Here is a 24,018-nt window from a genome sequence, read left to right as displayed (position 1 = left end):
GCCCGGTCGCGGACGGACCTTTCAGGGCTTAACGCCCCTCGGGGATCAGATGTAGCGCCGAAGCGAGCGAGCCAGCTCCGACGCCCCGTCCCGGCCGCCCTTCTTCTGCTGCGGCTGATAGGCGACGCGGGCGTGCTCGACGCAGTAGGGGCCGGTCTCGCCGGCGCGGCGACCGCAGAAGCTGAACTCGTTCGAGGTCGGATCGCCGATCGGCCACTTGCACATGTGGGCGCCCAGGGTCAGCACCGTGGCCGTGCCCGGCAGGTCAGGCATCGGCGCCGGTGGAGGAGGAGCCGGCTGTTGCGGCGCCGGACGCGGGGCGGCCGCGGCTTCAATGCGACGCGGCGCACTCGGCTGGCTGGGGCGCGGCCGCGTGGTCCGGAACGCGGGGCGCGAAGGCTGCGACGGCGCCGCCCGGCCCGAGAGGCCCAGGCGGTGCACCTTGCCGATGACGGCGTTGCGCGTGACGCCGCCGCCCAGCTGCTTGGCGATCTGGCTGGCGGACAGGCCGTCCAGCCAAAGCTTCTTCAGGGTCCCGACCCGTTCCTCCGTCCAGCCCATAATCCCGCCTCCCGGATTCAATATCTTGTGCCGGGGCGAAAACTGGAGCCGCCCGGCTACTAGGGATCGTAAACGAGCGGTTAAGAGGCGCAAGATGTGGCGCCGTCCCTGTCCACAGGAACCAGATTTAGATTCGATCGGTTTGCAAGGGGCCGGGTCGACCACTGAACCGTGTTCTCTGTCGCGCGTTTGGCGAAAATGACGCGCTTCCTCCCCCTCGCCATGATCGCCCTGGGCGGTCTCGCCCTCGTCGTCACGCCGGCCGAGGCCGGTCGGCCCCACGCGTACGGTCCCCGGCTCGCCTGGGACGCGCACTATTATCCCGGGTACGGATATTACGCCGGGAGCGGATATGGCCGCGGCGATGGCTACGGTTACGGCGACCGCTATGGTCACCCGCACAGCGTTCACCACCAGGGCTATGGTCACCCGCACCGCGCCCATCATCGTGATCATCGCTCACGCGGCCATGGCCACGGGTACGCATCGGCGCGCCCTGATCACGGGTATCGGGACTGGTACGGCTATAACGACGACCGGCCTCCCAGCTCCTGGCGGTCCTGGACGCCACGCCACTCGGGCGCCCATTATCGCGGCTGCGGGTGCCCGCCGCCCATGATCCTGGACGATCGCTAGAGCAGAACCATCTCGTCGGTGATGGCTTGGGCGGCCGTGCGAGGGTCGGCCGCGGCGATGATGGGCCGCGCCACCACCAGATGGCTGGCTCCGGCGGACAGGGCGTCGGCGGGGGTCGCCACACGGGCCTGGTCGTCCAGCGACGCGCCTGAGGGGCGGATGCCGGGCGTCACTACCAGAAAGCCCTCAGGGACCATGGCGCGGATGGCCCTGGCCTCCAGCGCCGAGGCTACGACGCCGTCGACGCCGCAGTCGACCGCCTGCCGGACGCGCCGGATGACCAGCTCCTCCGCCGGGGCCGCATAACCGATCTCGATCAGATCCTCGTCGGTCAGGCTGGTCATAACCGTGACGGCCAAGATCTTCGTCGGCCGGTCCCCACGACCCTTTACAGCCGCCCGCATGACCTGGGGCTCGGCGTGGACGGTCAGCAGGTCGCAGCCGCCCTCGGCCACCGATCGCGCGGCCCCCTCTACCTGGGCGCCGATGTCGTGCAGCTTCCAGTCCTGAAAGATCCGCTTGCCTTGATCCCGCAGGCGATGAGCGAAGGCGACGCCGCCCGGCCGCGCCAGCAACGTCAGACCGATCTTGTAGAACACCGCTGCGTCGCCGATGGTCTGGACGGTCTTTTCGGCGGCTTCGACGCTGGGCAGGTCGAGCCCCACGATGAGGCGTGGATCAGCGGGACGGTTGACGTTCATCGGCGGGCGTGGCCTTGCAGGGGGTGCGACAAATCGCGCGCGAGGGGAGACGGGCCGGTGATGAACGCGGTGGAGCTGGGGGTCAACTTCTTCGTGGCCCTGTTCGCCCTGCTCGATCCGATCGGCAACGTGCCGATCTTCGCGGCGGCGACGGCGGGGGGCAGCAAGGCCGGGCGCCGGCTGACGGCGGCCTATATCGGCATCTTCATCATCGGCTTCATGCTGTTCTTCTACGCGTCGGGCGTGGCGCTGCTGGAGTTCTTCGGCATCTCGCTGCCGGCCTTTCGGATCGCAGGCGGCATCCTGCTGTTCATGCTGGGGCTGGACATGACGAGGGACGACTTCCTGAAGATCTTCGCCGACGCGGAAGAAGCCGGGGCCGCCACCGATACGCGCGGCTATGCCCGGCGCAGGTTCGAGCGCCTGGTGGTGCCCTTCGCCATGCCGCTGCTGATCGGGCCGGGCGCCATCTCGACCGTGATCATCCAGGCCGGAGAGGCCCAGCGGCTGGGCGCCCAGGGGACCATCGCCGGCGTCGTGGCCATCGTGCTGGCGGGCCTGGCCACGGTGCTCAGCTTCTGGGCCGCGGGCCCGATCAGCCGGGTGCTCGGCAATATCGGCATGGTGATCATCGTGCGGGTGCTGGGCCTGATCCTGTGCGCCATGGCCATCCAGTTTATCATCGCCGGACTGGGTGAGGCGACCCAGGGGCTGATCACGCCGGGCGTCGCGCGGCCCTACGCACACTAGGTCCTGGATACGCGTCCCAGCCGGCCGGCGTGGCGGCGCACCTGGGCGTAGGCCAGCGACGGCGGCAGAAGGCGCATGAGGTCGGCTACGACCCGGTTGTGCGCGCCGGGAATCGAAATCGGTTTGCCCGCCTCAAGGGCGTCCAGACCCTCGCGCGCCACCTCGTCGGCCCTGGACCAGGCCCAGGCCGGATAGGCCGAGGAAACCTGATCGCGCGACCCGTTCACGTCGTGAAATTCGGAAAGAACATAGCCGGGGCATAGGGCGGAGACCTTCACCCCCGACCCTTCGGTCTCCATGCGCAGGCCCAGGGTCGCCTTGATCAGAAAGCTCTTGATGGGGCCATAGAGGGTGTCACCCCCCGTGGCCGGCAACAGGCCCGCCACCGACGCCACATTGAGAATCCGCCCGAAGCCCTCGGTTTTCATCGTCGGCGCCAGCCGGTGCGTCAGCTCCATGGGGGCCGTCAGCATCACCTGCAGCATGGCCTGATGCTGGACCCATGGCGTGTCCGAGAAGCCGGTGGTGCGGCTGAAGCCGGCGTTGTTGATCAAGGCCAGCGCCGGGCGACCGCGCGCCGCGATCGCCGCCTCGATCCGCGCGGGCGCGGCCGGATCAGTCAGGTCTTCCGCGAGGATGAGGCTTGAGGCGCCGTGGTCTCGCTCCAGCTCGGCGGCCAGGGCCTCCAGCCGTTCGGCGCGGCGGGCGGCCAGCGCCAGATCCCAGCCCCGAGCGGCCAGTTCCCGCGCCAGCGCCTGACCAATGCCGGCCGAGGCGCCGGTGACAAGGGCGAGCCGTCGCCCGCTCAAATGGGCCGCGCCTCGTCCAGCAGGTCGGTGATGACGATACGGGAAAGCCGCTCCGAGGCGGCCTGGTCCGCGGCCGTCAGCACCTTCTCCACCTGACGGGGAATGCGTTCGCCGACCGGACAGCCGCTGACCCCCGCGTTGGGGCAGCCGAGATTGGCCGCGCCGCCCACAGCCCTCAGCACCCGGTCAAGGGTGATGCCCTGGGCCGGCTCGAGCAGCCAGGCTCCGCCGTGGGCGCCGGGGCGAGTGGCGATAAGTCCTGCCTTGGCCAGCATGCCGGCGACCCGGCGAACCACCACCGGGTTGGTGGGCACCGACGCCGCCAGGGTGGCGCTGGACACGGCGCGCGCGGGCGCGTCGGCCTGACTATGCGCCAGGTAGGCCAGGATGTGGGCGGCGACGGGAAAGCGTTGGCTGTCGGACATGAAAGTGAGCCGTTCGCCCTAAAGGTAGGCCCGCGCGCCGCGTAGCGCCAGCGCCGGGATGAGATTGAACCGCCCAACGAAAGGGTCTATGGCCGCCTCCGCATCGTATGGAAGCCCGCGCTTGGGCCTTCCGGAGGTAGTAAATGGCTGGGGAAACCCCCGGCGACCAGAGCCCTTCCCCGGGCCCGGCGCCGACCAGCGCGGATCATCCCGCGCTCAGCACCCCCGACAATCCGCACGGAGACGCCAGGAAGGCCGGCTTCCTGACGCTGATGGTCGGCGCAATCGGCGTGGTGTTCGGCGATATCGGCACCAGCCCGCTCTACGCCATGCGCGAGGCGCTGGCCCATTCGCGCTCGGGCGGGACGGCCGAACTGGCGGTGCTGGGTGTAGTGTCGCTGGTTTTCTGGGCCCTGATCCTGATCGTCACGCTCAAGTACATCGTCTTCATGATGCGAGCCGACAACAAGGGCGAGGGCGGCACGCTCGTGCTCATGGCCCTGGCTCAGCACGCGCTGGGGCGCCGCTCCAGCGTCGTCTTCTTCCTGGGCATGATCGGGGCGGCGCTGTTCTACGGGGACGGCATCATCACCCCGGCTGTTTCGGTGGTGGGCGCCATCGAGGGGCTCAAGGACGCGCCGGGTTTCGGCGACCGGCTGGCGCCCCTCATCATCCCGATCTCGGCGATCATCCTGATCGGGCTGTTCATGGTGCAGTCGCGCGGCACGGCAAGCGTGGCGCGCTTCTTCGGCCCGATCACCACCGTCTGGTTCCTGGCCCTGGGCGCCCTTGGCGTGCTTCACATCAGCGATGACCTCTCGATCCTGAGGGCCCTGTCGCCGCACTACGGCGTGCTGTTCCTCGTGGATAACGGGATCATCGGCTTTGTCATCCTCGGCAGCGTCTTCCTGGCGGTCACGGGGGCCGAGGCGCTCTACGCCGACATGGGCCATTTCGGCAAAGCGCCCATTCGGGCCGGCTGGCTGGCGGTGTGCCTGCCCTGTCTGACGCTCAACTATTTCGGTCAGGGCGCCATGGTGCTGGCGGACCCGGAGACGCGCAGCAATCCGTTCTTCGCCATGATCCCGGAGATGGTCTACTGGCCGGTGCTGCTCCTGGCGACCCTGGCCGCCATCATCGCCAGCCAGGCCGTGATCACCGGCGCCTTCTCCCTGACCCAACAGGCGGTGCAGCTGGGGCTGCTGCCGCGCCTGGACATCCGCAGAACCAGCGAGACCCAGGCGGGCCAGATCTTCGTGCCCTCCATCAACCTGGCCCTGATGGTGGGCGTGCTGATGCTGCTGGTCATCTTCCCCAGCTCGTCGAACCTGACGGCCGCCTACGGCATCGCCGTGACCGGGGCCATGTTCATCGACACCCTGCTGGCCTTCGTCATCCTGCGCTACCTGTGGAAGCGGCCGCTGTGGCAGGCGTGGGCGGCGGTGGGCTTCTTCGGCTTCATCGACGTGGTGTTCATCGGCTCGAACCTGCTGAAGATTCCGAACGGCGCCTGGCTGCCCCTGCTGCTGGGCACGGGCCTGGTGCTGCTGATGTTCACCTGGCAGCGCGGCACACAGCTTCTGGCCGAGAAGACGCGGCGCGACTCGCTTTCGCTGACCGACCTGATCGAGATGCTGCAGGCGCGGCCGCCGCACCGGGCCCCGGGCACGGCCATCTTCCTGACCTCGGACCCGGACGCCGCGCCGGTCGCCCTGATGCACAACCTGAAGCACAACAAGGTGCTGCACGAGAAGAACGTCATCCTGACGGTGCGCACCTCGGACCGTCCGCGTGTGGCGGCCGAAAACCGGGTCGAGATCGAGCAGATCAGCCCCGACTTCAAGCGCGTGGTGCTGAACTACGGCTTCATGGAGACGCCCAATGTGCCCAAGGCGCTGGGGCTGTGCCGCAAGCAGGGCCTGAAGTTCGACATCATGTCGACCAGCTTCTTCCTCGGCCGCCGCTCGGTGGTGGCCAGCGCCCAGCAGGGCATGCCCATGTGGCAGGACAAGCTGTTCATCTTCCTGATGCGCAACGCGGCCAACCCGACGGACTTCTTCCACATCCCGCCGGGGCGCGTGGTGGAGCTGGGCGCCCAGGTGACGGTTTAGGACGCGACTGCCTAGCCCAGGCGCTTCTTGGCCAGTCGGAACCCGCGCGACAGGGCGTGGCGCTGATCCTCGTCCAGACCCGCCAGGAGCGCGGGGACGGCCTCGTCCTCGACCAGGCTGGCGTGACCGTCCAGCAGTGGGACCAGGGCGCGCAAGCGGGCCCGGGCCTCATCTCCTTCGGCGGCCCTGATGGCGCCCGCCGCGGCGGCGAGGGCCTGCCGGTCGGCTTCGAGGGCTTCGGCGGTCGGGGGATTCAGCCGGCCAAGACGCGGACCGAGAATCGCGGCCTCGCGGCCGAGATAGGCTTCGAGCGCCTCGAGCAGCCGCGCCTTGCGGCGCGCGAAAAGGGTGGGCAGCGAACCGGAGGTGTGCAGGGCCGCCTCAAGCCGCTCGGCCAGATGCAGATGGTCCGCCACCAGCTGTTCGCGCCAATCGCCCAGCAGGGCGTCGGCGGCCCGCCCCTGACTGCCGGGAAGGCGGGCGGCGACAACTCCCGCTATGGCGGCGGCGGCCCCCAGAAGCGGCAGGGCCAGGCCAAGGCGGGATCGGGGGCGGCTAGATACGACGGCTGCGGACATAATGGCGCTCTCTGGTGGCGGAGCGTCAAACCCGCGGGATCGCCGCCGGTTCCGGCCTTGCCAGCCGCGCCATCCTGGCCCATGGACGCCGCCCATGTCGCGCCCTCCTTTCCGCAAGCAGAATGCCGCGCCGCCGCAAAAGGCGCCAAACGAATCCGGCACGGACGGCGGCATGCGCGCCCGGCTGGCGGCGCTGGATCTGATCGTGGCGGCCCAGGCGCGTCGCGGCGGGCTGGACGAGGCGCTGAACGCTCATGCCTTTCGCGCGCTGAGCCCCGAGGATCGGGGTTTCGCCCACGCCCTGACCCTGGCCTATCTGCGCCGCCGCGGCCTGATCGAGGCCGAGCTGCAGAAGCGGTTGCACAAGGTCACGCCCGAACCGGTGCTGGCCCTGCTGCGGCTGGGCGTGGTGCAGCTGACCGCTCTGCGTACGCCCGCTCATGCGGCGGTGGCCACGACCGTAAAGCTGGCCGAGCGGCGCAACGAAACGAGGCCCTATAAAGGGTTGATCAATGCTGTGCTGCGCGGGATCGCCCGCGAGGGCGCGGCGGAGCCCGACCCGGCCCTGGCCGTCCCGGATTGGCTCTTGCAGCGCTGGTCGCAGGCGCACGGGGCAGAGCGGGCGCTCGCCACGGCCGCGCGCCTTCTGGACGAGCCGCCCACCGACCTGTCGCTGAAGCCCCAGGCGGACGCCGCCGCCGTGGCCGAGGCCCTGCAGGGCCGAGTGCTGGCCGGCGGAACGGTGCGGTCCTCATTGCGGGGGGATGTGACGGCCTGGCCAAGGTTTGCGGCGGGCGACTGGTGGGTGCAGGACGCGGCGGCGGCTTTTCCCGCGCGGCTGCTGGCGGTGAAGCCCGGCGAGACGGCGCTGGACCTCTGCGCGGCGCCCGGCGGCAAGACCCTGCAGCTGGCGGCGGCGGGCGCGGAGGTGGTCGCCCTCGACCGCTCGGCCTCGCGGCTGAAGCGGCTGACCGCGAACCTTGAGCGCACCGGCCTTGCCGCCGAGGTCGTGGTCGCAGACGGCGAGACTTGGGACGACCCGCGTCTTTTCGACGCCGTACTGCTCGACGCCCCGTGCAGCGCCACGGGCACCTTCCGGCGTAACCCGGACGTGCTGTGGGCCACGCGGCCGACCGACATCGCCAAGCTGGCGGACGTGCAGCACCGTCTGCTGGACGCCGCGGCGGCGCGGGTGAAGCCCGGCGGGCGGCTGGTCTATTGCGTCTGTTCACTGGAGCGAGAGGAGGGCGAGACCCAGGCGCTGGCCTTTCTGCGCCGCGCGCCTCAGTTCCAGCTGGAGCGCATCGCCCCGCTCGCGGTGGGGGCTCCGCCCGCTTCGGCGACCGAGCAGGGCTGGCTCCGCATCCTGCCGGGCGACGGACCAGAACCCGAAGGTCAGGACGGCTTCTTCGCCGCCCTGTTCACTCGCCAATCCTGAGCGCCGCCTTGCCCCTCAAGGCGAGGGGCCGTAAGTCGAAACCATGGCTCAACCCGCGCCCCTCATCTGTCCGTCGATCCTGGCCGGAGATTTCGCCCGCCTCGGCGACGAGGCCAGGGCTGTCGAGGTCGCCGGCGCCGACTGGCTGCACCTGGATGTCATGGATGGGCACTTCGTCCCCAACCTGACCATCGGCCCGGACATCTGCCGGGCGCTGAGGCCCCTGTGCGGCCTGACCTTCGATGTCCATCTGATGTGCGCTCCAGCCGATCCGTGGATCGAGGCCTTCGCCGAGGCGGGCGCCGACGTGCTCAGCATCCATCCTGAGGCGGGGCCGCACCTGCACCGCTCGCTTCGCCGAATCCGACAGCTGGGCAAGAAGGCGGGCGTGGTGCTGAACCCGGCGACGTCCGTGGACGTGCTGGACTGGGTCATCGAGGACCTGGATCTGGTGCTGATCATGTCGGTGAACCCCGGCTTCGGCGGTCAGGGCTTTATCGAAGGCGCCCTGAAGAAGATCGAGGCCGTTCGCGCGCGGCTGGACGCCGCCGGATCGTCCGCCGTGCTCCAGGTGGACGGGGGCGTGAAGGCCGAGAACGCGCGCGCCTGCGTGGATGCGGGGGCCACGGCGCTGGTCGCCGGAACGGCCGTGTTCAAGGGCGGCGCGGGCGCCTATGCGGCGAACATCGCCGCGCTGAAGGCGTGAATCTGCAGTCGCTGATCGAGCGGGTTCGGCCGGGCGCCGGCGGCGGCCTGCCCGCCGCCGCACAGGCGCCGAGGGACGGCGGCCGTTCGCCCATGAGGCTGCGCTGGCCACGCGTGGCGGCGCGGCTGGCCGTCCGGCAGCTGGCCGCCGAGGTGTTCGGGGCGCCGGGCTATGCCTTGACGCTCAGAAAGCCGCCGGCCGAGGGCTTCGCCGCGGCGCCGCGTGACCCCCGGCCCGCCGACGCGGAGCTGGGCAAGACGCTCCTGACCGGGCGTTTCCTTCTGGCGGGCTCGGTCATGGACCTGGGGCGGCGGGCCGATCCCGCCGGAGTCGTCACGGGCGGCGTCGGCGACCCCTGGAACCGGCCCAGCCCCACACGCCGCTTCGCCGTTGAACTGCACCGCTTCGAATGGTTGCCGCACCTGATGCTGACGGGCGAGCGGGGCGCGCGCGAGGCCCTGCACCTCATCCTGAGCTGGGGGCAGGCCTTCCGACGGTGGTCGCCCTTCGCCTGGGGCCACGAGACCCTGCCGCGCCGGGTCTTCAACCTGGCGTGCGCCGCGCGCCGCCTGTCGGCGCAGGCGTCAGCGGCGGACCGTCAGGCGCTGGCGGACCTGCTGGCGATCCAGGCGCGGCACCTGCTGCGCCTGCCGGACGACCGGGCTTGGGCGGCCGAGCATGTGGCGGCGGCGGCGCTGGCCGGCTGCGTCCTGAGCGGCCAGGCGGGCGACCGCCTGCTGGCCCGGGCCATGCCCCGCCTGAAGCGGGCCCTGACCCGCAGCGTCCGGGCCGATGGCGTGCACGCCTCGCGCAGCCCGGAGGCGGGGCTTGAGCTGCTGCTCGATCTCCTGACTCTGGACGACGCCCTCCTTCAGCGGGGCCTCGGGTCGCCGCCCGAAATTCTGGCCGCCATTGATCGGCTCGGCTTGGCGGTGAACGCCCTGACGCTGAACGACGGGCGACTGGCCTGCTTTCAGGGGGGCGAGCCCTCCACTCGCGCCCGGGTGGCCGCCGTCGGCGTCCGCGAGGAGCCGGCCGCCGACGTGGCGCCTGAGACCAAGCCCAACGCCTTGGGCGGCTATCAGCGGCTCAGCGGCCAGCTGCTGGAACTGCTGGTGGATGTGGAAGCGCCGGCCATCCCCGCCTTTGCCGACACCGCCTGCGCCCAGCCCCTGGCCATTGAGGTCGTGTGCGGCCGTGATCGGCTGATCACCAACGCCGGATGGAGCGAGCGCGCCGCCGACCGCCAGGGCCTGCGTCTGGCCGCGGCCGCCTCGACCCTGACCCTGGGCGAGGCCAGCTTTCTTGAGCCCCTGGCCGGCTGGTCAGCGCGAGTGCTTGGCCCGCGCCTGGAGGGCCGGCCGCCGCGGGCGGCCTGCGCGCGCCAGGACGGAGACGGCGCTCACTGGATCGAAGCCAGTCACGACGGCTGGGTCGGCCAGTTCGGCCTTACGCATACGAGGCGACTGTATCTGGACGTGCGGCTGGACGAGCTGCGGGGCGAGGACGTGCTGGCGCCCCCTGGCGAGCCGGCGCCGTCGGCTGCGCCTTTCGCGGTCCGCTTCCATTTGCATCCGGGCGTCAGCGCCTCGCTGTCCCGGGACCGGAAGAGCGTCCTTCTCCGGGGCGCGACTGGCCGGGGTTGGTGGTTCCGCACCGACGCCAAGGACGTGGCGATAGAGCCCTCGGCGCATCTGGAGCGCGGCCTGACCCGCCGCACCCTGCAGATCGTGTTGCGCGGCGCCGCGCGGCCCGACGGCGAGACGCGCGTACGTTGGAAACTGAGCCCCGCTGGAGGCGGCGCCGAGGCATGACAAATCGGCTGCATACGCTGCTGGCGCGCAACGCGCGCGATCTGGAAGGGGGGCCGGGCCGCGAGCTGATCGAGGGGCGACGGGTGCTGGTCACCGGCGCCGGCGGCACGATCGGCTCCGAGCTGACCCGTCGGGTGGCGCGCATGTCGCCGGCGCGGCTGATCGCCTACGACGCTTCGGAGTACAACCTATACGCCGTCGACCAGGAGCTTTCCGAGATCGGACGTGGCCGCCTCAACTGGACCGCGGCGCTGGGGGATGTGCGCGATGAGACCGCCCTGCGCCATGTCTTCGAGGACGAGCGTCCGGAGGTGGTGCTGCACGCCGCAGCCCTGAAGCACGTGCCCCTGATGGAGCGGCACCCCTGCGAGGCCGTGCTGACGAACGTGGGCGGCACCGTCAACGTCATGCGCATGGCGCGCGAGACCGCCGACGCCTTCCTCTTCATTTCGACCGACAAGGCCGTGAATCCGACCAACGTCATGGGCGCCACCAAGCGGGTCGGCGAAAAGGTGGTTCAGGCCCTCAGCCAGGGCGCCAAGAGCCACGCGGCCATCGTGCGCTTCGGCAACGTGCTGGGCTCGACCGGTTCGGTGGTCCCGCTTTTCGAAAAGCAAATTCAGCGCGGCGGGCCGGTGACGGTGACTCACCCGGACATCACCCGCTGGTTCATGACCGTGGAGGAGGCCGCGGGCCTGGTGCTGCAGGCCGCCGCCCTGCCGGCCGAGCCCGGCCAGGCCGATGTGTTCGTCCTCGACATGGGAGAGCCGGTCCGGATCGACGATCTGGCGCGGTCCCTTATCCGATTGCACGGGCTGAGGCCCGACCTCGACATCCCTATCGCCTACACGGGCCTGCGGCCCGGCGAGAAGCTGACCGAAGAGATCTTCTACAGCGCCGAAGGCGTCAGCCCCACGGCCATCGAAGGGGTTCTGAAGGCCAAGGCCAACGGCATCGACTATCCGCGCCTGGAGGAGGCGGTGGACGCCCTCCTGGCCGCGGCGGCGCAGCGCGACGAGGCTGAGACCTTGCGCCTGCTGCACGCGCTGGAGCCCGCCTTCCGGCCTGACTGAGCCCGTGTTAACCGGCGGCGCCCGTTCGACCGCCCCTTGATGAGTGATCCATGCCCGCCCCGCCTGACTTTCCGCCGCCCCCCGACCTGATCCAGCCGAAGCGGGCGCTGATCTCCCTGTCGGACAAGGCGGGTCTGATCGAGGCGGCCAAGGCGCTGGCCGAGCGGGGCGTTGAGCTGATCTCCACGGGCGGGACGCGCGCGGCCATCGCGGCGGCCGGGCTGCCGGTGCGGGACGTGGTCGAGGTGACCGGCTTTCCCGAGATGATGGACGGGCGGGTCAAGACCCTGCATCCCAAGGTGCACGGCGCGCTTCTGGGCGTGCGCGACGCTCCTGACCACGCCAGGGCCATGGCCGAGCACGGCATTGAGGGCGTCGATCTGGTCTGGGTCGATCTCTACCCCTTTGAGGCGACGGTGGCGGCGGGCGGCGGTTTCGAGGCCGCGGTGGAGAATATCGACATCGGCGGGCCGGCCATGATCCGTTCCTCGGCCAAGAACCACGGCTATGTGGCGGTCTGCGTGGACCGGGCCGGCATGGACGAGGTGATGGCCGCGCTGGAAGGCTCCGGCGGCACGACCCTGGAGCTGCGCAGGCGGCTGGCGGCGCGGGCCTTCGCCCGTACGGCCGCCTATGACGCGGCGGTCTCCGGCTGGTTCGCCGGCCAGGTGGGCGATGAGGCGCCGCCGCGCATGACCATAGCCGGCGCTTTGATCCAGACCATGCGCTACGGCGAGAACCCCCATCAGAGCGCCGCCTTCTACGCCACGGGCGAAGACAGGCCCGGCGTGGCGCGCCTGACCCAGTTGCAGGGCAAGGAGCTATCCTACAACAATGTCGCCGATACGGACGCCGCCTTCGAGTTGGCCGCCGAGTTCGACGAGCCGGCTTGCATCATCGTCAAGCACGCCAATCCCTGCGGCGCGGCCACGGGCTCCAGCCTGCTTGAGGCCTACGACCGCGCCCTGGCCTGCGATCCGGTCTCGGCCTTCGGCGGCATTGTCGCGGTGAACCGGCGGCTGGACGGCGCGACCGCCCGGCGCATCGTCGAGACCTTCACCGAGGTGGTGATCGCGCCGGAGGTGGACGAAGAGGCGAAGGAGGTCTTCGCCGCCAAGAAGAACCTGCGCCTGCTGACCACGGGCGGCATGCCCGATCCGCTGGAGCCGGGGCGCACCTTCCGCTCAGTGGCCGGCGGCTTCCTGGTGCAGTCGCGGGACGTCGCCCGCATCACGGCGGCGGACCTGAACATCGTCACCAAGCGCAAGCCGACGGATGACGAGGTGCGGGACATGCTGTTCGCCTTCACCATCGCCAAGCACGTCAAGTCCAACGCCATCGTCTATGCGCGCGGCGGTCAGACCCTGGGCGTGGGCGCCGGCCAGATGAACCGCAAGGATTCGGCCCGCATCGCCGCCCTGAGGGCCGCCGACTTCGGCCTTGATATGCAGGGATGCGCCTGCGCGTCCGAGGCCTTCTTTCCCTTCCCCGACGGGCTGCTTGAGGCCGCGGGCGCGGGCGCCACGGCCGTGATCCAGCCCGGCGGCTCCATGCGCGACGCCGAAGTGATCGCCGCCGCCGACGAGGCGGGTCTGGCCATGGCCTTTACCGGTGTGCGGGTCTTCCGCCATTGAACCAGACCCTTGCCGATCGTTGGGCCCAGCTTGAGCCGCACGTGCAGGCCTTCGGGCCCGATGATGGATCCGTGCGCCCGGCGGTGCTGCTGTTCCACGGTTGCGGCGGGCTGAGGGCCCACCTGCCGCGCTACGCCCAGGCGGCGGTGGCGGCCGGCTTCCGCGCCTACATCATCGACAGCTACGCACCGCGCGGCTGGGGTCGGGAGCTGGCCCTCAGCATGGTCTGCACGGGCATTCTGCTGCGCGGAGTCGAGCGGGCAGGCGATGTGCTGGCGGCCCTGTGGGGCGTGGGTCAGAGGCCCGAGGTCGATGCTGATCGCCTGGCCATGGCGGGCTGGAGCCACGGCGGCTGGTCCATCATGGACCTGATGACCCTGGGACTGAACCAGCCCGGCGACGCCTATCTGGCCGACCCCACGCCCGCGCCGCTTGAGGGGGTCAGGGCGGTGGCCTGTTTCTATGCCTATGTGGGGCCAGGCGCCCTCAGCCGGGTCCGGCCCTGGCTGCGTAAGCCCAGAACCCTGGCCGTCAGCGCCCGGCGCGATCACCTGACGACGCTCGGCGCCGCGAACCGGCTGTGGGATCGCATTGAGGACGGCGGCGTGCCGGTCCAGCGCTGGGTCGCGGAAGGCACCCACGCCTTCGACGAGCCTACCGGCCTCCCGCCCATGCGCCATGACCCGGTCCTGGCCGCCGAAGCCGAACGGCGCTTCGCCGAATTCCTGAAGGCGGCCCTGGCCTGATATCTGATGCAGCCCAGGCTCTGAAAAAATACAGTCCAAGTCGTCCGACACGTCCGACTCGTCCGGATACGGCGATGTCAAAGACCCGAGCCCCGAGGAGCGCGCCGGTCAGACTAACTCCGCGGGAAAGGGACGAGCGTAAGTCAAGGCGACGGGCTGCTCCCCTACCCTCCGCGCCCCTACTGGGGCGTCGAGGGATCCTGAACGACGTCGAAACGCACCGGCAGGGTCAGGCCGCTTTCAAAGGTCAGCGTCGCCTCGACCGCGGATCCGGCCTCCAGCGGAGAGGTGAGTCCCAGGAACATCAGGTGATCGCCGCCGGGCTGGAGCGTGAGGGCGCCGCCGGCGGGAATGTCGAACCCTTCCACCTGGGCCATGCGCATCATCTGTCCGTCCACGGACATGGTGTGCATCTGCACCTCGCCGGCGCAATCGCAGGCCGCCCCGACCAGCCGGTCGGCATTGGGGCCGGGGTTGGAGATGGTCAGCCAGCCGCCGGTGTTGGGCGCGCCGTTGAGGCTGGCCCGAACGCGCGCGTTCTCGACCCGCAGGGTCTGCTGGGCGGGCGCCGGGGCGGCCGCGTCGGCCGGGGCCGAGGCGGGCTCCTGGTTCGTGCCGGGCTCGCCCTGGCTGCAGGCGGCGAGGGTAAGAACAGCGGACGCGACGAGGACGCTACGGATCATGGCTTGCTCTCCTTCAGGCGTTCCAGAAGCCGACCAGGCGGCGGGTTTCGGCCAAGACGGGTTCGGCCACGGCGGCCGCGCGCTGGGCGCCGTCCTTGAGGACGCGATCGATCTCGGCCGGATCGTTCATCAGGCGGCGCATCTCGGCCGTGACGGGACCCAGGGCGTGGACCGCCACCTCGGCCAGGGCGGGCTTGAAGGCGCCGAAGCCCTGGCCCGCGTACTCGGCCAGCACGTCGGCCTCGGACCGGTCAGCCAGGGCGGCGTAGATGGCCACCAGGTTCTTGGCCTCAGGCCGGGCCTCCAGCGCCTCGAGGGTGTCCGGCAGCGGTTCGGGATCGGTCTTGGCCTTGCGGATCTTGGCGGCGATGGCGTCGGCGTCGTCGAGCAGGTTGATGCGCGACAGGTCCGAGGGGTCGGACTTGGACATCTTGGCCAGACCGTCGCGCAGGGACATGACCCGCGTGGCCGGCCCCTGGATGACCGGCTCGGGCAGGGGGAAGAAATCCGGTTGTCCGGCCGGCGCGCCGTAGTCGTTGTTGAACTTGGCCGCCACGTCGCGGGTGAGCTCCAGATGCTGCTTCTGATCGGCGCCGACGGGCACGTGGGTGGCGCGGTAGAGCAGGATGTCCGCCGCCTGCAGCACCGGATAGGTGTAGAGACCCACCGACGCGCGCTCCTTGTGCTTGCCGGACTTCTCCTTGAACTGGGTCATGCGGTCCAGCCAGCCGAGGCGGGCGACGCAGTTGAATATCCAGGCCAGCTCGGTATGGGCGCGCACGGCCGACTGCGGGAAGATGGCGGCGCTCTTGGGGTCGAGGCCCGCGGCCAGATAGGCGGCGGCGATCTCGCGCGTCTGGGCGGCCAGGAGGGCCGGATCCTGCCACACGGTGATGGCGTGCAGGTCGGCGACGAAGACGAAGGTGGGCTGGTCGTGCTGACCGGCGACGAAGCGCTTGAGCGCGCCCAGATAGTTGCCCAGGTGCAGCGACCCGGAGGCCTGGATGCCGGACAGGGTCAGCGGCTGGGGCTTGGCGGAGGAAGCGTCAGACATGGCGTGGCGATAGAGCCTGCCGACCTTCGCCGCAAGCTAGTCCGGGCTGGGGCCGCCCGGTCCGGTTTCCCGTCCTGCGCCCGGCTCGCGCCTCAGGGCGGCCTTGAGTTCGGACAGGCTGGCCGCGCGCAGCGCCAGGACCATGACGCCGTAGAAGGCCGCGCCCGCGCCGGCCACGGCGACGACCGCGATCTCCTTGCGCCAGAGCAGGTCCGACAGGAGGCGGTAGTTCCACGCCGCCACCAGCAGGAGCCCGGCCATGGCCATGACGGCGGCGGACAGGCGGGCCAGCCGCCCGGCCAGGGCCGCATCGGGGCGCCAGGCGCCCTCGCGCACCAGCGTCCAGGCCAGAAGCCCAACATTGACCCAGGCCGCCGTGCTGGTGCCGATGGCCAGGCCCAGAACGCCGTCGCCGCCGTTGGCGGAAAGCCAGAAGAAGAGCCCGGCGCCGATCACCACGTTAACGCCGACCGAGGTCACTGCGTAGCGCATGGGCCGTCGCGTGTCCTGACGGGCGAAGAAGGGCGGGGTCAGCACCTTGGCCAGCACGAAGGCCGGTACGCCCCAGGCGAAGTGGCGCAGGACCGCCGCCGTGCGGGCCGCGTCCTCGCTGGTGAAGGCGCCGCGCGTCATGGTGGCGTCGATGAGGAAGAAGGGGATGGTGAGCAGGGCCGCCGCCGCCGGCAGGGTCAGGGCCAGGGCCAGCACCAAGCCGTCATTGAGGGTGCGCTGGCCGAGGGCCTCGTCACCGGCCACGAAGGCGCGGCTGAGCCGCGGCACCAGCGCCAGGCCGATGGCCACGCCCACCAGTCCGAGGGGCAGCTGATAGAGGCGGTCGGCGTTGTAGAGCACCGAGCGCGCGCCGGGGTCCGAGCCGGTCAGCAGCTGGCTGACCAGGGTGTTGATCTGCATGGCCCCGCCCGCCGCGGCGCCGGGCACCGCCAGGCTGAGGGTCCGCTTCACCGCGGGCGTCAGGCGCGGCAGGCGAAGTCGCAGGCGCACCCCAACGCGGCGGACGCCCCACCACAACAGACCGGCCTGCAGAATGCCGGACACCGTCACGGCCAGGGTGGTCCACAGCAGCACCGATTCCGCCCCGATTCCCGGCAAAAACAGCGGGGCGAGCAGGGCCGCCAGGGTGCAGAGGTTGAGCAGGATCGGCACGCCGGCCGACAGGGCGAAGCGGCCGCTGGTGTTGAGGACGCCCGAGAGCAGGGCGGCGATGGTCATGCAGGCCAGGTAGGGCATGGCCAACTGGGCGGCGAGCACGCCCAGGCTCATGACCTGATCGTTCTGCGCCCATGCCGACAGCAGCCACGGCATCAGCCAGGGCATAAGCAGTTGCAGCAGGATGGTGACGGCGGCGACAGCGGTGAGGATGAAAGCCAGGGCCTCGGAGGCCATGCGCGCGGCGGCCTCCTCGCCCTCCGCCTCGACGGCGCCGGCGTAAAGCGGCACGAAGGCCTGGGCGAAGGCGCCCTCGGCGAACAGCCGGCGGAAGAAGTTGGGCAGCATCAGCGCCGTGGACCAGACGTCCATCAGCGGCCCCTGGCCGAAGCGGGCCGCGAGCGCCAGGTCGCGCGCGAAGCCGAGCACGCGGCTGCCCAGGGTCAGGGTGGCCTGGACCAGGGTGTTGCGCGCCAGGCTCATGGACGGGCGTCCGGCTGAAGAAGCGTCAGATTTCGGTCGGGCATCTTGGCGAGAGCCTGGTTCACGGCGCCGGTGAGATCGCGAATTCGACCCCGCCTCACCCCATCAGGCTCTAGCGCCGCATGCGCCGGGGGGAAAGGCGTCATCTGGCCGTCACCGGGCGCGGCTGGCGCGGGCGCGCACCGCCGGGCGGGCGGCGGGTTCGGGCTCGCGGCGCAGAACCTCGGTCAGGCTGAGGCGCAGGCGGGCCAGAAGGTCCGGATCGCTCAGTTTCGCGCCGTCGGTCTGGGTCACGTAGAAGGCGTCGACGGCCCGCTCGCCGAGGCTCTCCACGTGGGCCGAGCGGATGGACAGCCCTAGGGAGGCAAGGGCCGCGGCGAGCTCGGCCAGAAGGCCGGGCCGGTCGGGCCCGGACACCTCCACGATGGTGGCCGCGCCGGTGGCCTCGTTGTCGATCATCACCGAGGGCGCCACCTCGAAGGCGGCGCGGCGGCGGCTGGGCAGGCCATGCGACGGCGCCGGGGGCGCAGCGCCGCCGGCCAGCGCCTTCTTCAGCTGACGCACCAGCAGCCGGAGCTGGGGCGGGTGGCCCTGGCCGAAGGGGGCGCCGGTGGCGTCCTGGATGTAGATGATCTCGCTGGCTCGGCCGGCCTCCGAGGTTTCAAGCCTGGCCCCCACCACGTCGGCGCCGGCGGCCGCCAGGGCGCGGGTGACGTCGGCGAACAGGCCGGTCCGGTCGGGCGCCGACAGGATCAGCTCGGTGGCCTCCAGGTCCCGGCGCAGGGCGGTCTCGACCGTCGGCGGGGCGTGGGGATCGAGATCGGGCGCATCGCTGGAGGCGAAGGCCGCCTTGATGTGCGGACCGCCCTGGAAGCGGGCCTCCACGGCGGCGTAGAGATCGCGCATCAGCTGGCCCTTCCAGCCGTTCCAGACGCCCGGCCCGACGGCGCGGATGTCGGCCACGGTCAGACACAGGAGCAGACGCAGGCGCTCCGGATCGCCCACCTCGCGCACGAAGGCCTCGATGGTGTCGGGGTCGGAGACGTCGCGCTTCTGGGCGTAGTCCGACAGGATCAGGTGGTGGCGCACCAGCCAGGCCACCAGCTCGGCGCGGTCAGGCGGCAGGCCGAGCCGCTCGCAGGCGCGCCGCGCGGCGATTGCGCCGTCCTCAAGCTGACCGCGCGAACCGCCCTTGCCCACGTCGTGCAGCAGCATGGCGAGGAAAAGCGCCTCGCGGTCCGAAAGGCGGTGGATCAGGCGCGTGGCCAGGGGGTGGTCATCCTTGAGCAGGCCCCGCTCGATGTCGTTGAGGACCCCTATGGCCCTGAGCGTATGCTCGTCCACCGTGAAGGCGTGGTACATGTTGAACTGGGTCTGGCCGACGACCCGGGCGAACTCGGGCAGGAAGCGGCCCAGAACGCCGATCTCGTTCATGAGGGACAGCACCCGATAGGGTCGCCCGCCGCCCGCCAGCACGTCGAGGAAGGCGCGCGCCGCCGCCGGATCGCGGCGCAGGGCCGGGGTGATCAGCCCCATGGACCGGGCCGCCGCGGCCAGGGCGTCGGGGTGCAGGTCGAGGTCCAGCCGGTCCGCTTCTCGGAAGATGGTCAGAAGGCGCACCGGTCGCTCTCGGAACACCTCGGGACCCGCCACCGACAGGCGCCCGCCTACGGCCACGAAACCGGGGTCGTCCAGCCGCCGGGCGCGCGGACGCCCGGCCCGGCGCAGCAGACGCTCCAGCCCGCCTGCCGACTTCTGGCCACGCTCCTCCAGCTTGACGCACAGGGCGCGCGTCAGGGCGCCTACATCGCGGGCCACGACGAAGTAGCGGCGCATGAACCGCTCGACCGCGGCCTCGCTGCCCCGCGCCGACCAGCCCATGGTCCGGGCCACCTCGGGCTGGAGATCGAAGCTGAGGCGCTCCTCGGGGCGGCCCGCGACCAGATGCATGTGGATCCGCACGGTCCACAGGAACTCGAAGGCCTGGTCGAAGGCGCGGCGCTCGCGGCCGGTCAGCACGTCGTCCATGGCGGCGCGGCCCAGCTCGCTTTCGGGCGCCAGGTGCTCGGCGATCCAGAACAGCGAGTTGAGGTCGCGCAGGCCGCCCTTGCCGTCCTTGACGTGGGGCTCGACGCGATAGCGGGTCGCCCCGGCCTTGCGATGGCGCAGATCGCGCTCCTCCAGCTTGGCCTCGATGAAAGGACGAGGGTCCAGGCGGCGCACGTCGCGCCGGAAGCGGGTCAGAAGGTGCGCCGAGAGGCGCGCGTCGCCCGCCAGGGGCCGCGCTTCCAGCAGGGTGGTGCGGATGGTCATGTCCTGGCGCGCCAGCTTGAGCGTCTCGTCCAGAGTGCGCGCCGCCCAGCCGACCTTCAGGCCCAGGTCCCACAACACGTAGAGCACGAACTGGATGACCTGCTCGGTGCGCTCGGCCCCCCTGGTGGGACGCAGGAACAGGAGGTCCAGGTCCGAAAAGGGCGCCAGCACGCCCCGACCGTAGCCCCCCACGGCCAGCAGGGCGCTGCGCTGGTCCTTGGGCGCGCCCCGGGGTGGAAACAGGACCTGGTCCGCCAGATCGTGGAGGGGAATAAGGACGTCGTCGGCGGCCTGGGCGTAGGCGCGCGCCGCCGCCTGGCCTCCGCCGCCGCTCTTGAGCCTGCCCTGCGCTCTGCGCCGGCCGTCCTCCAGCTGGGCGCGAAGATGCTCCACCAGTTCGGCCCGCACGGCGGAGTCATCCGCGGCCCGGGCGAAACGGTCGAGATCGTGTCTGCCGTCGACGCGGTCCGCCATCAGCGCAGAAAGCGCCGCTCCAGTTCGGCGACGTGATCCATATCCTGCAGCTCGAAGATGCGGGACAGGGGGGCGATATCCGGCTCGACCTCCGCCGCATGTCCGGCCTCGCGTATGGACCGGAAGGCGGACTCCATCGCGGCCGTCGCGGCGCGCAGGCCGTGATTGCCGTAGATCACCATCGCGATCTTTCCCACGGCCCGGGCCGCCTCACGCCCGAAGCGCGGGTAGGTGGTCGGCACGACCACGAGCGGACAGGCCGGCTTCCAGCGGTCGCAGAAGGCCAGGACTTCAGCCGCGTCCTGCGCCTTGGAATGGATAAGCAGCAGATCACAACCGGCCTCGGCATAGGCCTCGCCCCGGCGCACCGCCTCGTCCAACCCGGCGCCGGCGATGAGGGCTTCGGTTCTGGCCACGATGACGAGGCCCTCATCCCGCCGAGCGCCGCGGGCGGCGGCGACCTTGCCGACGCACTCTTCGATGGGCGCCAGATCCTGCCGCGTCGAGCCCGATGCGAGACTCGTCATCTTGGGAAAGGTCTTGTCCTCGAAGACTACGGCGGCGACCCCAGCCGCTTCGTAATCCCGTACGGCGTAGCTCAGGTTCACGGCGTTTCCGAAGCCGGTGTCGAGGTCGGCGACGAGCAGCGCCCCCGCCCGCGCCGCCATGCGCCGGCACAGCTCGAGATGCTCTCCGGGCGAGACCAGACCCACGTCGGCCCGGCATTCCGACGCCGCGAGCTCGAAGCCGCTCGCCCAGACGGCCTCGAACCCCGCCTCGACCGCCAGGCGAGCGGACAGGGGGTTGTGCGCGGCCATGGCCTCGATGACGCCCCGCTCGGCGATGAGGCTTCTGAGGCGGGCGCCGGGGCTCACAGCAACAACCCCTTGAGGCGATAGAGCTCGTCCAGAGCCTGGCGCGGCGTCAGTTCATCGGGCTCGATCCGGGCCAGCTCGCGCTCGAGCGGCGACGGCTCGGCGGCGAGCGCGACGGGCGGGACCGCGAACAGCGGCAGGTCCTCCAGCCGGGCCTTGCCGACCCCCTCGCTCTCCAGTCGATCCAGGACCTCCCAGGCGCGGGCCACGACGGCAGGCGGCACGCCAGCCAGTTTCGCCACCTGAACCCCATAGGAACGGTCGGCGGCGCCGGGGACGGCCTCGTGCAGGAAGACGAGGTCGCCGTTCCACTCGCTGGCCTTCATGGACAGGTTGCAGACCCGGTCCAGCCGCGCCTCCAGCTCGGCCAGCTCGTGATAATGTGTGGCGAACAGGGTGCGGCAGCGGTTGGTCTGATAGAGGCCCTCGGCTGTGGCCCAGGCGATGGCCAGGCCGTCATAGGTGGCCGTGCCGCGGCCGATCTCGTCCAGCACCACCAGGGAGCGGTCCGTGGCCTGCACCAGGATGGCGGCGGTCTCGATCATCTCCAGCATGAAGGTGGAGCGGCCGCGCGAGAGGTCATCGCCCGCGCCCACGCGGCTGAACAGCCGGTCCACCAGGCCCAGGCGCAGCGAGCGCGCGGGCACGAAGCTGCCGGCCTGCGCCATTACGGCCAGAAGGGCGTTCTGGCGCAGGAAGGTCGACTTGCCCGCCATGTTGGGGCCGGTGACGATGGCCAGGCGCGCCGCTTGATCTCCTGATCCGTCCAGGCGGCAGTCGTTGGGCGTGAAGGCCTGGCCCTCCCGCGTCACCGCCGCCTCGACGACGGGGTGCCGACCGCCCTCGACGAGAAAGACGGTGGAGTCTTCGACCTGGGGGCGCACGGCGCGCGCCTCCTCGGCCCACTCGGCCAGGGCGGCGGAGCAGTCCAGCTCGGCCAGAGCCTCGGCGGCGGCCTGAAGGGGGGCGGCGCTAGCGCCGGCGGCGGCGCGGAGGGCCTCGAAGGTCTCCAGCTCCATGGCCAGGGCGCGCTGACCGGCCTGGGCGATGGCGGCGTCAAGCTCGACCAGCTCGGTGGTGGTGAAGCGCACCTGGTTGGCCAGGGTCTGGCGGTGGATGAACTGGGCGTTCAGCGGCGGCTTCAGAAGGGGCTCGGCCTGCTTGGCCGAGGTTTCGAGGAAGTAGCCCAGCACGGCGTTGTGTCGGGCCTTGAGCGGCACGCCGCTGGCGACCTGCACGCGGCCCTCCAATTCGACGATGGCCTGACGGCCGTGGTCACGCAGACGCCGCGCCTCGTCCAGTTCAGGCCTGAAGCCCGGCCGGATGAAACCGCCGTCGCGCGCCAGGTGCGGCGGACCCTCGATCAGGCCTGCGGCCAGATCCGCCTTCAGCCGGGCCGTGTCGGCGGTGGGCGCCAGCGCCGCCAGATGGCTTTCGAGCAGGGCCGGAGGGCCGCTCAGCGGATCGGGCCGGCTGGCGAACAGGGCCAGCGCCTGTTCAGCCGCCTCCAGACCTCGCCCAAGCGCCTCGAGATCGCGTGGGCCCCCGCGGCCCAGGGCCAGGCGGGCCAGGGCGCGGGCCATATCCGGCGCGCCCTTGAGCAGGGTCCGCAGATCGCGTCTCAACGCCCTATGTTCCGCCAGCCAGCCGACGGCGTCCAAGCGCGCTTCGATCGCGGCGCGGTCCATCAGGGGGCGGGCCAGCCGCTCGGCCAGCCGGCGCGCGCCGGGGCCCGAAACCGTGCGGTCGATGCAGGCCAGCAGCGAGCCCTCGCGGCCCCCGGCCTGGGCCCGGTCGATCTCCAGGGCTGCGCGGGTCGAGGGGTCGATGGCCATATAGGCCGCCTCGACGGCGCGCCTCGGCGGCTTGAGGGGCGGCAGGCGTCCGGCCTGGGTCGTCTCGAGATAGGCGGCGATCAGGCCGAGGGCCGATATTTCGGCAGGCTCGAAGGCGCCGAAGGCGTCCAGTGTCTCCACCCCGTAAAGACGTCTGGCCCGCGCCTCGGCGGCGGAGGGTTCGGACAGGGCCGCCGCCATCGGCTGAACCACCCCGCCTGAGGCCTTGAGCGCGTGGGCGGCCGTTTCGTCGGCAAACAGGCGGTCGGCGGCCAGCACTTCGGAGGGGCGCAGGGCTGACAGGGCCGAGGCGAGACCGGCGGGGTCAAGCGCCAGACTTTCCACCTCCCCCGTGGAGACCTCGACGGCGACCACGGCGGCCCGTCCGCGCCGGATCGCTACGGCCGCCAGACGGTTGGCCCCCCGCGCGTCTAGCAGCGCCTCCTCGGTCACGGTGCCCGGGGTGACGACACGAACCACCTCGCGCCGAACCACGGCCTTGGAGCCGCGCTTCTTCGCCTCGGCCGGATCCTCGACCTGCTCGCAGACGGCGACGCGGTACCCCTGGCGTATCAGGCGGGCGATATAACCCTCGGCGGCGTGAACCGGCACGCCCGCCATGGGAATGTCCTCGCCCAGGTGCTTGCCCCGCTTGGTGAGGGTCAGGGCCAGGGCTGCGGCGGCCTTTTCAGCGTCCTCGAAGAAGAGCTCGTAGAAATCGCCCATGCGGAAGAACAGCAGCGCGTCGGGATGCGCGGCCTTGGCCTCCAGGAACTGGGCCATCACCGGCGTGACGGCCTCGGCCTTGGGAATCGGGGTCTGGGCGTTCATCGAGGGCTGAAAATTCCTTGCGCCCAAGGTGACGGCTTACGGTCGTTCGCTCAAGCGGCTTGCCCCGAAGCATCCCCAGGCGGATAAGGAACGCAGGCGGTTAAGGGAACGCGGTCGAAAACCGCGGCTGTGCCCGCAACTGTAGGCGGAGAGACGCCCAACCGATCCGGAGCCTTCGACGGCTCCGGCGCCACTGGCCCCCCAAGGGCCGGGAAGGCGGGAGGGGCGCCGGCGACCCGCAAGCCAGGAGACCTGGCCGCCGATGTCGCCCGTTCGACGCCCGGGCCCAGGCGCGCGAACCGGACCTCTCCGCAGAGGCGA

Annotated in this window: 20 protein-coding genes and 1 riboswitch; of the genes, 9 read left to right on the top strand and 11 right to left on the bottom strand. The window is 71.1% G+C overall.

Annotated elements, in window-relative coordinates; translation table 11 throughout:
* Positions 1-45: 45 nt before the first annotated feature.
* Positions 46-561: a cell cycle sigma 70 cofactor GcrA gene (gene gcrA / locus Q0812_RS06460; RefSeq protein WP_302109494.1), complete on the bottom strand. Its 516-nt coding sequence runs from the start codon at positions 559-561 to the stop codon at positions 46-48.
* 198 nt (positions 562-759) lie between these two features.
* Here gcrA and Q0812_RS06455 point away from each other — a divergent pair, with 198 nt between their 5' ends.
* Positions 760-1,197, top strand: a complete 438-nt coding sequence (locus tag Q0812_RS06455; protein WP_302109493.1) for a hypothetical protein — start codon at positions 760-762, stop codon at positions 1,195-1,197.
* On the opposite strand, the gene pyrF is transcribed toward Q0812_RS06455, so the two are convergent.
* On the bottom strand, positions 1,194-1,898 hold the full coding sequence (pyrF, locus tag Q0812_RS06450) for an orotidine-5'-phosphate decarboxylase (RefSeq protein WP_302109492.1): 705 nt from the start codon (positions 1,896-1,898) through the stop codon (positions 1,194-1,196). The genes Q0812_RS06455 and pyrF overlap by 4 nt on opposite strands.
* 60 nt (positions 1,899-1,958) lie before the next feature.
* Here pyrF and Q0812_RS06445 point away from each other — a divergent pair, with 60 nt between their 5' ends.
* The gene (locus Q0812_RS06445) at positions 1,959-2,648 is read left to right on the top strand and encodes a MarC family protein (protein ID WP_302109661.1); all 690 of its coding nucleotides are present in this window, start codon (positions 1,959-1,961) and stop codon (positions 2,646-2,648) included.
* On the opposite strand, the gene Q0812_RS06440 is transcribed toward Q0812_RS06445, so the two are convergent.
* Both Q0812_RS06440 and Q0812_RS06435 read right to left on the bottom strand, forming a co-directional pair.
* Positions 2,645-3,457, bottom strand: coding sequence for an SDR family NAD(P)-dependent oxidoreductase (locus tag Q0812_RS06440; protein WP_302109491.1), 813 nt, complete (start codon positions 3,455-3,457; stop codon positions 2,645-2,647). The genes Q0812_RS06445 and Q0812_RS06440 overlap by 4 nt on opposite strands.
* The gene (locus Q0812_RS06435) at positions 3,454-3,882 is read right to left on the bottom strand and encodes an Rrf2 family transcriptional regulator (protein WP_302109490.1); all 429 of its coding nucleotides are present in this window, start codon (positions 3,880-3,882) and stop codon (positions 3,454-3,456) included. Before Q0812_RS06435 ends, Q0812_RS06440 begins: the two co-directional genes overlap by 4 nt.
* 143 nt (positions 3,883-4,025) lie before the next feature.
* Here Q0812_RS06435 and Q0812_RS06430 point away from each other — a divergent pair, with 143 nt between their 5' ends.
* Complete coding sequence (locus Q0812_RS06430) at positions 4,026-5,993, top strand: potassium transporter Kup (RefSeq protein ID WP_302109489.1); 1,968 nt, start codon at positions 4,026-4,028, stop codon at positions 5,991-5,993.
* 11 nt (positions 5,994-6,004) lie between these two features.
* Here Q0812_RS06430 and Q0812_RS06425 read toward each other — a convergent pair whose 3' ends face one another.
* Entirely contained in the window at positions 6,005-6,571 is a 567-nt protein-coding gene (locus tag Q0812_RS06425) for a hypothetical protein (protein ID WP_302109488.1), read from the bottom strand.
* A 94-nt stretch (positions 6,572-6,665) separates the two neighbouring features.
* Between Q0812_RS06425 and Q0812_RS06420 the strand changes: the two genes are divergently transcribed.
* The 6 genes from Q0812_RS06420 to Q0812_RS06395 are packed head-to-tail and all read left to right on the top strand — an operon-like array spanning position 6,666 to position 13,982.
* On the top strand, positions 6,666-8,009 hold the full coding sequence (locus Q0812_RS06420) for an RsmB/NOP family class I SAM-dependent RNA methyltransferase (protein WP_425281554.1): 1,344 nt from the start codon (positions 6,666-6,668) through the stop codon (positions 8,007-8,009).
* Positions 8,010-8,052: 43 nt separating this feature from the next.
* Positions 8,053-8,715, top strand: coding sequence for a ribulose-phosphate 3-epimerase (gene rpe, locus Q0812_RS06415; protein WP_302109487.1), 663 nt, complete (start codon positions 8,053-8,055; stop codon positions 8,713-8,715).
* The gene (locus tag Q0812_RS06410; protein WP_302109486.1) at positions 8,712-10,529 is read left to right on the top strand and encodes a heparinase II/III family protein; all 1,818 of its coding nucleotides are present in this window, start codon (positions 8,712-8,714) and stop codon (positions 10,527-10,529) included. The genes rpe and Q0812_RS06410 overlap by 4 nt, the downstream gene beginning before the upstream one ends.
* Complete coding sequence (locus tag Q0812_RS06405; protein ID WP_302109485.1) at positions 10,526-11,602, top strand: UDP-N-acetylglucosamine 4,6-dehydratase family protein; 1,077 nt, start codon at positions 10,526-10,528, stop codon at positions 11,600-11,602. The genes Q0812_RS06410 and Q0812_RS06405 overlap by 4 nt, the downstream gene beginning before the upstream one ends.
* 50 nt (positions 11,603-11,652) lie before the next feature.
* The gene (gene purH / locus Q0812_RS06400; protein ID WP_302109484.1) at positions 11,653-13,236 is read left to right on the top strand and encodes a bifunctional phosphoribosylaminoimidazolecarboxamide formyltransferase/IMP cyclohydrolase; all 1,584 of its coding nucleotides are present in this window, start codon (positions 11,653-11,655) and stop codon (positions 13,234-13,236) included.
* Positions 13,233-13,982 (top strand): dienelactone hydrolase family protein, encoded by a 750-nt coding sequence (locus Q0812_RS06395; protein WP_302109483.1) that lies wholly within the window; start codon positions 13,233-13,235, stop codon positions 13,980-13,982. The genes purH and Q0812_RS06395 overlap by 4 nt, the downstream gene beginning before the upstream one ends.
* 179 nt (positions 13,983-14,161) lie before the next feature.
* Here Q0812_RS06395 and Q0812_RS06390 read toward each other — a convergent pair whose 3' ends face one another.
* From Q0812_RS06390 to mutS, 6 genes are all read right to left on the bottom strand, one after another.
* The gene (locus Q0812_RS06390; protein WP_302109482.1) at positions 14,162-14,665 is read right to left on the bottom strand and encodes a copper chaperone PCu(A)C; all 504 of its coding nucleotides are present in this window, start codon (positions 14,663-14,665) and stop codon (positions 14,162-14,164) included.
* 13 nt (positions 14,666-14,678) lie between these two features.
* Complete coding sequence (trpS, locus tag Q0812_RS06385) at positions 14,679-15,719, bottom strand: tryptophan--tRNA ligase (protein WP_302109481.1); 1,041 nt, start codon at positions 15,717-15,719, stop codon at positions 14,679-14,681.
* A 36-nt stretch (positions 15,720-15,755) separates the two neighbouring features.
* Entirely contained in the window at positions 15,756-17,369 is a 1,614-nt protein-coding gene (gene murJ / locus Q0812_RS06380; RefSeq protein WP_302109480.1) for a murein biosynthesis integral membrane protein MurJ, read from the bottom strand.
* A 153-nt stretch (positions 17,370-17,522) separates the two neighbouring features.
* The gene (glnD, locus tag Q0812_RS06375) at positions 17,523-20,156 is read right to left on the bottom strand and encodes a [protein-PII] uridylyltransferase (protein ID WP_302109479.1); all 2,634 of its coding nucleotides are present in this window, start codon (positions 20,154-20,156) and stop codon (positions 17,523-17,525) included.
* Positions 20,156-21,031 carry an isocitrate lyase/phosphoenolpyruvate mutase family protein gene (locus Q0812_RS06370; protein WP_302109478.1) on the bottom strand — a complete coding sequence of 292 codons (876 nt, stop codon included), beginning with the start codon at positions 21,029-21,031 and terminating at the stop codon, positions 20,156-20,158. The genes glnD and Q0812_RS06370 overlap by 1 nt, the downstream gene beginning before the upstream one ends.
* Positions 21,028-23,697 (bottom strand): DNA mismatch repair protein MutS, encoded by a 2,670-nt coding sequence (mutS, locus tag Q0812_RS06365; protein ID WP_302109477.1) that lies wholly within the window; start codon positions 23,695-23,697, stop codon positions 21,028-21,030. Before mutS ends, Q0812_RS06370 begins: the two co-directional genes overlap by 4 nt.
* Before the next feature lie 81 nt (positions 23,698-23,778).
* Positions 23,779-23,971: riboswitch (cobalamin riboswitch) on the top strand.
* Positions 23,972-24,018 lie beyond the last annotated feature (47 nt).

This window comes from Peiella sedimenti, from assembly GCF_030504955.1.
Taxonomy (GTDB): Bacteria; Pseudomonadota; Alphaproteobacteria; order Caulobacterales; family Caulobacteraceae; genus Brevundimonas; species Brevundimonas sedimenti.
Note: the sequence above shows the minus strand (reverse complement) of the source record. Positions and strands in the feature narration are given on the sequence as shown.

Excerpts from the sequence above, each read along its gene's own strand:
- gcrA (WP_302109494.1), bottom strand. The coding sequence starts at position 561 with ATGGGCTGGACGGAGGAACGGGTCGGGACCCTGAAGAAGCTTTGGCTG.
- Q0812_RS06455 (WP_302109493.1), top strand. The coding sequence starts at position 760 with ATGACGCGCTTCCTCCCCCTCGCCATGATCGCCCTGGGCGGTCTCGCC.
- pyrF (WP_302109492.1), bottom strand. The coding sequence starts at position 1,898 with ATGAACGTCAACCGTCCCGCTGATCCACGCCTCATCGTGGGGCTCGAC.
- Q0812_RS06445 (WP_302109661.1), top strand. The coding sequence starts at position 1,959 with ATGAACGCGGTGGAGCTGGGGGTCAACTTCTTCGTGGCCCTGTTCGCC.
- Q0812_RS06435 (WP_302109490.1), bottom strand. The coding sequence starts at position 3,882 with ATGTCCGACAGCCAACGCTTTCCCGTCGCCGCCCACATCCTGGCCTAC.
- Q0812_RS06430 (WP_302109489.1), top strand. The coding sequence starts at position 4,026 with ATGGCTGGGGAAACCCCCGGCGACCAGAGCCCTTCCCCGGGCCCGGCG.
- Q0812_RS06425 (WP_302109488.1), bottom strand. The coding sequence starts at position 6,571 with ATGTCCGCAGCCGTCGTATCTAGCCGCCCCCGATCCCGCCTTGGCCTG.
- Q0812_RS06420 (WP_425281554.1), top strand. The coding sequence starts at position 6,666 with ATGTCGCGCCCTCCTTTCCGCAAGCAGAATGCCGCGCCGCCGCAAAAG.
- rpe (WP_302109487.1), top strand. The coding sequence starts at position 8,053 with ATGGCTCAACCCGCGCCCCTCATCTGTCCGTCGATCCTGGCCGGAGAT.
- Q0812_RS06405 (WP_302109485.1), top strand. The coding sequence starts at position 10,526 with ATGACAAATCGGCTGCATACGCTGCTGGCGCGCAACGCGCGCGATCTG.
- purH (WP_302109484.1), top strand. The coding sequence starts at position 11,653 with ATGCCCGCCCCGCCTGACTTTCCGCCGCCCCCCGACCTGATCCAGCCG.
- Q0812_RS06390 (WP_302109482.1), bottom strand. The coding sequence starts at position 14,665 with ATGATCCGTAGCGTCCTCGTCGCGTCCGCTGTTCTTACCCTCGCCGCC.
- trpS (WP_302109481.1), bottom strand. The coding sequence starts at position 15,719 with ATGTCTGACGCTTCCTCCGCCAAGCCCCAGCCGCTGACCCTGTCCGGC.
- murJ (WP_302109480.1), bottom strand. The coding sequence starts at position 17,369 with ATGAGCCTGGCGCGCAACACCCTGGTCCAGGCCACCCTGACCCTGGGC.
- glnD (WP_302109479.1), bottom strand. The coding sequence starts at position 20,156 with ATGGCGGACCGCGTCGACGGCAGACACGATCTCGACCGTTTCGCCCGG.
- mutS (WP_302109477.1), bottom strand. The coding sequence starts at position 23,697 with ATGAACGCCCAGACCCCGATTCCCAAGGCCGAGGCCGTCACGCCGGTG.